The sequence below is a fragment of the Vibrio sp. NH-UV-68 genome (genome assembly GCF_042940635.1).
Lineage (GTDB): Bacteria > Pseudomonadota > Gammaproteobacteria > Enterobacterales > Vibrionaceae > Vibrio > Vibrio pacinii.
Map to the genome: position 1 here is coordinate 1,750,652 of NZ_CP134975.1, position 12,018 is coordinate 1,762,669.

General features: G+C 38.9%; 5 protein-coding genes and 1 pseudogene. 2 read left to right on the top strand and 4 right to left on the bottom strand.

Annotated elements, in window-relative coordinates; all coding sequences use genetic code 11:
- Nucleotides 1-132: 132 nt before the first annotated feature.
- Nucleotides 133-5,247, bottom strand: a complete 5,115-nt coding sequence (locus tag ViNHUV68_RS08015) for a hypothetical protein (RefSeq protein ID WP_391087170.1) — start codon at nt 5,245-5,247, stop codon at nt 133-135.
- A 523-nt stretch (nt 5,248-5,770) separates the two neighbouring features.
- Between ViNHUV68_RS08015 and ViNHUV68_RS08020 the strand changes: the two genes are divergently transcribed.
- A protein-coding gene (locus tag ViNHUV68_RS08020) for an IS3 family transposase (RefSeq protein ID WP_391087173.1) occupies nt 5,771-6,948 on the top strand; the annotation gives its coding sequence in 2 pieces (ribosomal slippage) (nt 5,771-6,029 and nt 6,029-6,948; 1,179 coding nt in all).
- On the opposite strand, the pseudogene ViNHUV68_RS08025 reads toward ViNHUV68_RS08020, so the two are convergent.
- Nucleotides 6,867-7,756, bottom strand: a pseudogene (locus ViNHUV68_RS08025) (phage integrase N-terminal domain-containing protein). The gene ViNHUV68_RS08020 and the pseudogene ViNHUV68_RS08025 sit on opposite strands and share 82 nt — an antisense overlap.
- 814 nt (nt 7,757-8,570) lie before the next feature.
- On the opposite strand from ViNHUV68_RS08025, the gene ViNHUV68_RS08030 reads away from it, so the two are divergent.
- Nucleotides 8,571-9,212: a DUF6037 family protein gene (locus ViNHUV68_RS08030; protein ID WP_391087176.1), complete on the top strand. Its 642-nt coding sequence runs from the start codon at nt 8,571-8,573 to the stop codon at nt 9,210-9,212.
- Nucleotides 9,213-9,320: 108 nt separating this feature from the next.
- Here ViNHUV68_RS08030 and ViNHUV68_RS08035 read toward each other — a convergent pair whose 3' ends face one another.
- Nucleotides 9,321-10,577: an integrase gene (locus ViNHUV68_RS08035; protein ID WP_391087179.1), complete on the bottom strand. Its 1,257-nt coding sequence runs from the start codon at nt 10,575-10,577 to the stop codon at nt 9,321-9,323.
- A gap of 726 nt (nt 10,578-11,303) precedes the next feature.
- Nucleotides 11,304-11,702, bottom strand: a complete 399-nt coding sequence (locus ViNHUV68_RS08040) for a hypothetical protein (protein WP_038172398.1) — start codon at nt 11,700-11,702, stop codon at nt 11,304-11,306.
- Nucleotides 11,703-12,018: the final 316 nt, after the last annotated feature.

Sequence of the window (12,018 nt, forward strand, 5' to 3'; positions counted from 1 at the left end):
TGTCCTATAACTGCTAAGTTAGATGAGAAAAATATCGAAGACCTACATTGTAAATATTCGGGCTCAAGTACAGCCACCAAGACGCACTTGATGACTGTAAGATAAAGTCTGAGCAAGTAAAATTTAGTATAACTAAACACGTATTTTTCTCGATCTAATCATGTGCTCTCGTAGATAATAAGCCCTTGCAGAACCAGTTTCTACAATCCCATTAAGTAGCTCAAGGCATGAGTTATACATTTTCTTATTTAATACACCTCTATTTTCTATTTGAAGATATCGTCCTATCGACATTTCTAAGTAATAAGCCGTATTAATTTGCTTACCTATAAGTTCCGAGTTCACAGTGAACTTTGAAGCTAGAAGATGAATACCTTTATCAAAGAACACACTATGAAAGTGATATATTAAAGACGCTAAAGCTTCAAAAACGTGGCTATTGCCAGCAGATTGATTGGCAAATTCCAATAAATAGTGTGCCCCAGCCTTCATGTCACGCTCTTCATTAGGATGGCCTTGCCAAGGACTATCCGCATACATTAGTCCACGTAATAGCTGATTTAAATCATTCTGTAACCCTACATAACGGTCATTGACATCATTCATGGCTATCTTATGTGCCTCTGGCGCTAACAAACTCCAAAGTGCCCAGACTGCGTAGTAATCATCTTCTTTTTCCACTACTACATTATATGAGAGTGTTATAGAGTAAATAAAGCTGGGGGCTTTTGAACACCCTAAGACCAATAACTCTTTAAAGGGCATAAAATTATTATTTCTTGAGTAAATAACATGCTCAGAAAGACAATCTTGCATCTGTTTTTTAATGTCATGATTTATTTTTTCATAACCACTTGAACGATGATTTTGATATTCAGTATCAAATACAAAATTCACTAACCTGTTAACTAACTGAATCTGAACATCATCCGTAGTACAATATGGAACCATTAACATTGGTAAATGAAGAAACCATGAACAATGACTTTCCAAAGAAATGTCGTTAACCGAAAGCTTAAATTTTCCATCAACTAATTCATTGCGAAATTTTGTTATAAGGGCATTCCAATTTTCGATAGCTGCTTGCAACTCATCACCTTGTAGATGATAAAACCTACGTACCACACTATCTTCTCTTCGTAATCTGGAATACTCAACTATTCCAGCTATACAACTGGATGCTAATTCAGCGTCTCTTGACCAAAGAAATTCCCTTACCCCCTTAGCAGCATAAGCACTAACATTAAGGTTCTCATGGGTTAATGCTGTTGCCAAAGCAAACTTCAAATGCTCTTCTTGTTCTGAATCTAGCTCTAAATCAAATAATTTAGGTAAAACAAATGCACACGCTCCAGAGCCATAATAATCAGTCTTATCATGGGCTGTTGTTCCATTCATATTATCTGCGTGCATAAATATGGACTCTAGGATAACTCCTAGACACCACTCTTTATCTCCATCACTTAAGTTCAAAAGGTCATCTCTAACACAAACAGCAGCAACAGTTGTGATTGCACCAACCGCCATATCGGCAAAGTTGTGAATTTCACCTTTTTGGAGGGAATTGAGTGATTCTTTTGCGGCTATTAATGCATCTTGATATGAAGAGAAATATTTTTCTTCGAGCAACTTCTCTTCGAATAATTTTCGGCCCCATAATTTCAAACTAGTTACAGTGTTATCAATTGCATACTGTTCGTTAAACTCTTGTTGATCTTGCTTTAAATCTGCAGGAAGCTCAGACGAGCTTTGAAGCAATATTCGATCATTATCTTTATCTTCAACAGCTTCCCAAGTCCTTGTATCAACTCGGTGTACCATATACCGAAGTTTTTTTTCATTACGAGCAATCGCTTCACCTGTCAATTCATCAACAATTTTTAAAGCATCATCTCTTAACTCACTTACGAATTGAAACCTTGTTAGTAAGGTTTCTAAAGACTCTTTTCTCCAAGGTCTAAGTGCGGCTTTTCTTCTTTCCTCGATGTAAATTTTTGTCATTACATCTCTTTGATGGCTAAAAAAGTGTAATTCATTCCCCCCCATTTCTTGCGTCATTCGAATTAAATCTAAATGGTATAAATCAGGAGTTTTCAGTAAAGGAAATGCTGCTTTTCCTACTTTATTAGGGAAACCTGTCGCCACAGAAGATAAAACAGAAGTAGGCATTACAGAGTTACTTTTTCTCAGCAAGTAATCGTATATCCATTCTATTTCATTGTCTTCACTACACGTATCTACATATTCAACCAACCAATTTTCTAACGCCATAAGCGCACACTGAAGAAGATATGGTAATGTTGACTGACCTCGGTAACCTTTCCAAAGGTGAGGTGAGGCATACTGCTTTATTAATGTTCCATCATTGAGAATTACACCCACTTGCGTTGCAGCTGTTTCATCAGAGAAGTACTTTTCTTGTTCATCCGCAGAAGGAGCGCCAAACTCAGATTCAGCATACTTCTGTGCAGTTAAATTGCATAATTTAATAATAAAATCTAACGCTAATCTAGGTTTTGATTCCAGTAGGTACTTAAAAGGCCCTTTAGAACCACTTGCGGGGAAAAAATCACGCTCTCGATCTAATCCATAGGATTCTTCAACATCAATTCGGCCATAAGAACTATAGCCAAACTCATCTTCTTCTGTTTTTTGCAATAACCACTCATGCAAAGAAAGCTTAACTATAAAGTCAGGATCACGCTTGCATAACATAGGCACATTAGTTCCTACTAGGGCTAAACTAGTCAGCTCATCAACATAGCTTAACCTTCTAGGCTTTACCTTGGAGATGAAAACATCCTGAGCCATTAATTCATCAAATTTATCTTTGATTGCTGTCGAAACCTTTAATAAGGCATTAAGTATTTTCTTTCTTCGCCCCTCATCACGATAAGAATCTTTAACTGGTTCAAGCAGCCATAAACATAACAAGCCAACCTTTTGTGATGCATTTGGTAGTTCCTCATATATATTAATGAGTCCACACCATTCATTTATCACCTCAACAACTTGAGTAAGCATAGTGTTGCTCAAGTCATGCTTAACCTCATAGATAAAATTAAACAATGCCTCCCAACCGTTACCATAAGGCTGTAAAAACAAAGATTTCAAAATCCCTGATTTTTCATCTTTAACCAATAAATTATTATATAGTGAGTTTGGTCTTTGACAGGCTATTCTGAGAATAAAGCAAAAGCGGACCAAAAGCGCACAATCGTCCTTTAGAAGCTGAGACTTAAGAGAATATAGAAAATCTTCTGGCGAACCATGTTGCATAATCGCTGCAATAGCTTCATCCTTCCAGTAACTTTCTATACCATCAGTAGTCAAGACTTCTTCAACAAATTCATTGGTTGTATCATCAAATTTCAATTTTCTGTATAGCCATAACCGAAAGGCTCTACTAATTGCAGGTTCATTACCAATCGTTAATAAAAATTGAATTAAGTCATGCGAATTTTCAACGTATTCGCTCTCAATGTATTCTTCCAATGCCCAGTCCTCTAATACATCGTGCATTGGACTTATAGTGGCAGACTTCTGATCACGGTGGATTAAATGGTCCTCTTCCAATTTAGCAATGACTTCAGGATCAAACTCACTAGCTCTAATACCAAACAACATCTTTTTTGCTCGTTGTTTTGCAATATTAATAAAAGTTATTCTTCTCTTATCTGGCATTCCTGATTTTCTATCTGCCTCTTTTGAAATCACTGTTGCCCAGACAGTATTTCTAAAATCGACTTCGGTATCACCAGATTTAAATTGCGCACCATTACCAATAGCTCTTACTGCTATCTCGATAAAGAATGGTACTTTAAGCAATTCAGTTAACGAGTCATTAGATATTAGCCCTGTTAACTCAGGAATATGTTCACTGACTTGAGCAACTTGATCCGTAGTAAGCCCTTCCACATTAACACTGTCAAACTGGATAGCACTTGGTTGAAGATAATTAAAAGTAAGTTGTTGATATGCATAATCACGGCCTGTTGCAATAATGGTCCAACCCGCTTGTTTTTTTATGTATTGAAGTAAATCAATAAATGCATCTTGATAATTTAGCTCTAAAACTTTTTCTAGAGACTCAATAACAAGTATTTTTTCTTTAAGTAACGAGAAGTACCCTTCAATCTGACCTAACGTAGAATTCATTCCGATAGATGTAAATACATCGTTAAGGTGGTTTTTATCTAAGTCTTCAGCTCTTAAATAGAAAACAGGAACGTCTTTACCTTTCGTTGAGATAAAGTCTTTAACAACTCCAGACTTTCCAACACCTCTAGCACCAGTAACAAAAAGAAAGTCATTTTCCTCGTACAGTTCAGATATTTCTGCTATCTGATCAGCTCTATCTATATGAAAACCATTAATAGTGTTCGATATTCCATTAAATATATGTTCACCACGCTCTTTAAGCTTTAAGAAATCATTTTCAAAATTTACTTTACCTCTCGAATTAAATAGTAATTTAACTTCTTCTGGTGCATTATCTTGAGTTAGAGTTCCTGCATTCTGGTTAAATTCTTGAGCACAAGTTACTAATTTAGACAAAACAAGAGGTGGTGACTCATCCGAGTAACATTCAATCAAAGAGCACAAAAGATTTGCAACTACTGAGTATTTTGCATCTAAGTCGAATGAAACTAACTGAAAAGCTTTTAAGAAACGCCATAATTCATCATCAGTAACAGAACTCCCACCATTGGCAGCGGTTAATTGTGACCTGAATATATTAAGCTTGTTAACTTTTGCTTCACTAGTGAAGCCTTTCGTTTTAGATTTTTTAATAAATTCTGCTGAGTTTGACGAATACTTAGCCCATTCCAATATTGGTAGAGTATTATTGACTTCAAGTTTGGGTAACGGGCCTGTTATTAATGCAATTGAATCATTTTCAACATTAAAGTCAGTACTTTTAAAATCATTCCACGCACTATGAATAACTTCAGCGAACATTGAATCAACAGCCCCGCTTATAGTGATTTCATGCTTAATCTGAGCAAAAAGCTGGCTTTGGTTACTTGCTTTATCAGTCGCTACTAAAACAAAGTCATCCGTATTTACGCCATCATATTTATTCTGAAACTTTAACTCTTTTGCCCTCATATCCTGTGATAAGCAGGGAACACAAGACTTTGTTAGTAATGACAATGCAAAAGCAGCTTGAACTCTAGTTTCAAAGTTAACACCACCACCTCCAGTAGAAAATGGATTGCTCTGTTGTTTGACATCATTACTCATTTATCATCTCCATAAAGCGCACAATGAAATTCATGAGTCTTTCGCTGCGCAAGTCTCACTAAATTTCAACACTTTATCGCAAAATACGGAAGGATGATATGAGCATAGTCACTTACCCGATACAAGCAATTTTTGTGGCTCACAATGGTCACAAATTACAAAAAATTGGCAACCCAACCACGTAGAGTTTTTAAGCCAGTTATCAGCGTGCGAAATAGCCTGAACTGTTAGTGCTAACGCACTTTGGGGCAAGAACAAGTTAGAGCAACACGGATAAACAGCTAAAAATGTTCAGACTTTGAACATTTTTCTCCTCCGAAAAACGACAAAAAGTGTTCCAACCTCGAACACTTTTAAGATCGGTTGTTGAGATTCAATCGTTAATTCAACGCCCTAGATAAACCGCTGTCACTTCCTCTCGACTATGCCCTAACTCTTCGCTAATGATCATTGTAGTGGCATAGTGAATTTGGTCACTTAGTTAGAGGTGATATCATCACCTCATAAGTTAACAGGTGACACTATGACAAAACGTACAAGACGACTATTTAGCGCTGAATTTAAGTTAGAAGCAGCTCAGTTAGTCCTAGACCAAAATTACTCAGTGACTGAAGCAGCCCAAGCCATGAATGTGGGCAAGTCCACGATGGATAAGTGGGTTCGCCAGCTTAGAGAAGAGCGCCAAGGAAAAACACCGAAAGCTTCACCGATGACCCCTGAGCAAATAGAAATTCGGGAATTAAAAAAGAAGTTGGCTCGCCTTGAAGAGCATAATGAAATATTAAAAAAAGCCACGGCTCTGTTGATGTCGGACTCACTGAACAATTCTTGATAATCAAGAAACTCAAGCAGAGCTACAGCGTAAAAACATTATGCGAAGTCTTCAATGTTCATCGAAGTAGTTATCACTATTGGCTTAAACGCCCAACGGTAATTAACGCTGAAACAGTAAAGTTGCGCAGCTTGGTCAGTGAGGCTCACGCTGCAAGCAATGGCTCTGCGGGAGCTAGAACCATTGCAGATATAGTCACAAATCAGGGTGTAAAGCTGAGCCGATACCGAGCAACAAAACTTATGAGAACGCTTGGTTTAGTGAGTTGCCAAGTGCCAAAACATCGTTACCGAAAAGCTTCACAAGAACATATTGACGTTCCAAATCACTTAGGTCGTCAGTTTGCGGTTACCGCCCCAAATGAGGTCTGGGCTGGTGATGTGACGTATATTTGGACAGGTAATCGGTGGATGTATTTAGCCGTTGTTATCGATCTTTTTGCCCGAAAAGTGATTGGCTGGTCGATGTCTCTATCACCTGATTCTAAACTAACAGGCAAAGCTCTTTCGATAGCTTATGAGTCACGTGGTAAGCCTAAAGGTGTTATGTTCCATAGCGATCAAGGCAGTCATTATACTAGCCGTAAATACCGTCAATTGCTGTGGCGTTTTCAAATAAAACAGAGTTTATCTCGCCGAGGAAATTGTTGGGATAATGCGCCGATGGAGCGTTTCTTTAGAAGTCTGAAGACTGAATGGGTGCCAACTGTGGGTTATCGTAGCTTCGCTGAGGCTCAACAAGAGATTACCCGTTACATTATCGGATACTACTGCCAACTCAGACCACATCAGTATAACGGTGGTCTAACTCCCAATGAATCAGAACGATTATATTGGGAAAACTCTAAAACCGTGGCCAATTTTAGTTGACCACTACACATTCTGGCTTCATAGTCACGCTGCTTGTCTGCACCACTCAACCCTTTCGTTGAAGGTCCTCCCGCAGCAGGAGCACTATTACCCGTCAACTCAAGGTATCGCTGGTGCGCATACGCATGTCTCAGGCCATGTGCACTCTCTAGCCCCATCTTGATACATGCTCGTTCGTATCTACCTTTTTGAGTTTTATACGTATCCTCTTTCGGTATAAGTGAGCCATCCCCCACCCACTTTTTTATCGAATCGATGAGCTCACGCTGTGCTTGGGTTCTGATCGGTACAGTTCGGGGTCTAGCTCCTTTCGTTTTACTCAGAGCTAAGTAATCACCTTTATCTGAAAAGCGCAGTATTATCTTCATGCACTCTTCGCGGCGAAGACCAAAAGCGGCTTGTAATCTGAAACTCGCTTCTAAATAGCGGTTATTGAGCCTAGATAACTGCTCATTTGATATGTGACGGGATCGATTGATGTTTGTGACATAGTGGCGCTTTTCAATACCGAGAGATGCATTGTTAGCGGGTATAAGCCCGTGCTTGCCAATTTTTCAGATAGCCATCTTAGGTGAGACATTCGGTTTTTGATGGTGCCTGCCGATAAGCCTTGCGATTGCCACAGGTTTAAGAGCTTGTCGATATGACGACGACCTAAGTTTCGCACTTGGAGCTTTTTTACATGCATCTCTTGTAGTTGTTTATCCACCAACCTAAGCGTTTTCTTACGTTCCGCCTGTGTCGATTTCGAACCATCCGGATTTCGACGCAATATTTGTATTACCTGATAAGAGAAATCTGAAGCCATCTTTTACTTCTCCGTTAGAAGATGAAAAACAAAGAGCCGAGGCCATCGGCTCTTTCCATTTTGAAGCTGCGATTCTTATTTCACGGGTACAGTAGTTAGGTATCAATGCGATTTTAGATTAGTGTTGTTGCTCCCGTTCGTTTCGACAGAACGCCTATCACTTCAGTGAAGTAATTAGGTATTGGAGCGAGACTACTGCGCGGCAAAAATTCCGTACAATTGACTGACTGTAAGCCACGAACAATTGTTTTAATTCCCAGAAGCCCGTAAGGCTGGTGAGATAAGAATGCGCTGGTAAATTAAGTGGTTTCTTCTACGAGTAATCTGTGCAGCAATAGCTGCGTATTTAATTCCATTTCATTGTGTGCGATGAGCGTTGAGTATTCAAATTTAGTGACGCTCTCAGCGTCAGTTTGGGTTCGGCGTCATTCGCTGGTAATTCTGAGAATTAGCTCGGAAGGTAGTAATGGCGGGCGCTGTCCGTCCTGTCACTCCATGCTTGGAGTGACAGGACTAGTGAACAAACTCCGTACTGAATCTGATAACAAAAGCCTATACAGAACTACATTCCAATATTTCATTATGTGATATGCACATTGATTGTTAGCGCACGTTGTGGCGCATAAATGCCTAAACGTAAAGATTAAGCCCACGAAGCGACAGCTAACAATAGTTATGTTTTTGTTCGAAATCACAGTTCAGAAATATCCTATTTTTATTCTAAATTGTGAGCTTTTTTCACAATACACGCTGTACAGTTAAGGGCATTTAGATTGTAATGTGTACAACGATAATAGAATAAATTGGTAGCGTTATGAATGTGTTAGAAAACCTTAGGGTACTCAAAACAGACATGGAAAGTAACGGTTGGGTGATCGATGCGTTTCCGTTCACATTTAAAGCGGTAGACTATATTGTACTAGTTAAGCTGTACGATAAAAACGATGCTAAAAGACCAGAACATGCACTTTTGGAGCTAGAGTTTTTGAAGAAAAATGACATCTCAGATAACTTAGTTGCTCCGGCTAATACCAGGAAGCTTTTGATCACAGCTCAGGAGCTAAGAACATATTTTGGTATTGAGTGGTCAGAAAATTTGCGTGATATCTTAAGTCAATTTTATGAATATCTCTCTAACTTTATCCCCTTAACCGTTGGTTTACATAGAACTCAAGAAGTTGATGTTGCTATGGTTGAATCTTTGTCAAAGAGTGATAGTGAGGACCCAAGAAAAATATACTGTTTTTCAGCTAAGAGAAATCCGAACAATGGGAATAGAAGTCCATATAATGACAATAAGACGCGAATATTAAGACCAATTTTGTACTCAAAACTATCAAGTGATCCTCAAGTTAGTTTTAATTACTCGTTAGAAGAAGATAAGAAAAAGTCTGACTCAGAAATTATTAGCAACTTTAGTTCTAACAACAAGCTACCCGTTTGTGGAAAAACTTAGTATCAAGTTTGAAGTGCGATAACAATTAGCAAAATTACACCGCCATTTTCCCTGGTCTGCTCTTCAATATAGCCTTTCTGATCTACTTAGATGAAGAGCGCTATTGCACTAACTCACTTTTGGCTTCACCTCAATCGCTGGAACCTGATTCCAGCGAATATCATTTTCTCTCGTGTATATCTTCGTTGTATCTGCATTCGCATGGGCCATTCGCTCAGTTGCGCTTATGCCCTGCTCTTCTATCATTCTAGCCGATAGACCTCGAATCTCGTGATAGGTAGGTCGAAGAGATTTTTTGAGGTGATCGTATAGGCCCAAAGAGTCTCTTACCTTGCTGAACTCTTTGCTTATATTGTGGTGGTGAACCTGATAAAGATGATCCGTTTCCTTAGAAATGCCACGCTGCAACTGGCGAGGTTTTCTATGCACCACATACGGACAGTGCAGCCTTGAGGTTTTGGATAGGTCGACAATGTCTTTAATCGCCTGAGTTACAGGAATCGCTACCGCAGAGGTCTCAGACTTTTGGACTTTTTGGCGGTGGATATAAAGCGTTCCGTAGATAGGTTGGCTGTCAATGTAATCTACCCTGCCCTCTGGATTCCAAAGGATGCCGCATACACCTTCTCTGGGCTTCTTGATTCGATAGCGCAATCTGTAGATTTCTCGCACAGCATGAGTCGTCTCTAGGGTTAAAGACATTGCTACTTTCAAGAACAGTGGTGCTGCTTCGTAAATCTGAAGATAGCTTTCATAATCTAAGTTGTGACGCGCTTTGGTGTAATCCTCTTTGGATAAACGTCGCTGTTTCTTGTTGAGAACAAAGTTACTCTCTATAGCACTCTCATCAGCCAAATAGGAAAATATCTTTTTCAGATTGCTAATTTTTCCATTTAGCTGTCGATTATTGAGCTCAGCATAGTATTTACCAATGTGCTCATTGATATGCTGTAACTTCAGCGATTTTGTTAAGCACTTACCCATATGCTCTTCTAACCTTTCGCAGTCGCGTTCTAAGTTTCTAAATACATCTTTTGAAAGCTTCTCTTCGGCTTTGACACGGGCCAACACGACAGGGAGCCAATCTTTTAATGGCTTATTAAACTTATCTCTACGCCCTTTTGAGATTGCTCTTTGAAATTGGGTTGGCTCACTGAGATTAAAATCCTGCGTCAATTCCGGCCTGTTCTGCATGTTATAAACATATGCCGCTTGAATCGCCTCTTGCTCAGTTGTGCCACTAGGGAAAAGTCGTTTAACACCTTCAACTGTTGTAAAGCGAAAACGAAGCTCTCCCCTGTGGCTCATTCGCACAAGAAATGCTGGGTAGTGAGCCGTTTCTTTACTTCTTGCTCGACCTACCATTACGACTCCAGAAATCTGACTAATTCTGAAATTCGATCGGCTGGGTTGCCTATATCCTCATCTATACAGACAAGGTATCGGCCTGTGGGGGTTCGAGTGCCGCCCAGCTTCCCAATTTTTATCCAATTAATGATCGTGGCGCTGCACATACCAGATCCAGGATAAAATTCCTCAATGTACTGACTCGGTCTTAAGTATCGGATTGCCATGTTCTTCTCCTCACATTTCAAATAATGAAAACTGCTTAAGAAAAACTATGCATGAAATTTTCGGTAAGATTTGTTTTGCGCGGCAATTGGCAACAAAAGCAAATGAAGAAGAGGTGCGTAAAGTGGTCGATGCCAGTCGCTATAGGGTGGACTTATACAGTAATAGCAAAATTACAAACGATTGATTTATAAGCCTTTACCAATTAGAGCATTTTCGCATTTAAGACGCCACTTTAAGATACGAAATGCTCTATAAAACAATGAAAACATTAAAAATCAATACCCTACAATTTTGCTTACTACCAACATCGGGGTTTCACCGTTTTTGAGCCCTCAAAAACGCGCTCAATTTTCTTCAAATCATTGAAGTTAAAGTAATTTTCCGTTCTCTTTAATCACACTCTTCGTACTGAGTAGATACAAGATACCAAAATAGAACGTGCTAGTAAGAATGGTTTAAACATAGAAAATGAGCCTTACTTTTAGGCGGTACAGCGCTAAACTGAGAAGTTTCTGATTAAACTCTAAGTTGAAAGTTTGACTCAACTGAATTTTGGAAATAATAGGTTGTATATGCGTCAATAAGATAACTTGAGCCATCGGCTCGAATGATTTCGAAGATCTGCCAACGCGATGTACCTCTATCTGCTGGTTGAGGGATGTAACCCGCTGGACAACGTAACACCTTGGTATAAAAGGTATGCTCGTTAACCTTGAAGACATCAAAATACCGCCCCGTTGTCTCTGTTACGCGTCCCCAATTTCCTTCAATGGTGATGTAGTCATCCTGCTCTGAAATTAACCAATCCCAATCACTCCCGTCAGGTAGGCCGCAAAAGACATAAGTGTAAGTGTCAGCAAAAGAGGAAGTGCTAATCAGTAGCGTGGTAGATAAGGCAAATAGAGGTAATTTCATAAGTTGATTATTAAAAAATTGTAAACAGGCAGAATGGTAAGGTATCAATGACCTGTAGAAAACACGTACACAGTTGAAGTATGATCTGACTCTCATTGATAAAACTCGGTTTGACGTATTCACCAATGCGATAATACAAAGAAGTATTAATGGTTAATGGAAATAAGACCTAGGTATTATAATTTCATATCTGACAGTAGGATTTTAGATGGACATAAGCTGCAAACATACAAATTTTTAAAGTCTCAAGATACTTTTTCTTATGTGAATTTATTCCTCTAAGTCATTTTAACTAAGAAACTTTTGCCCAAAAATT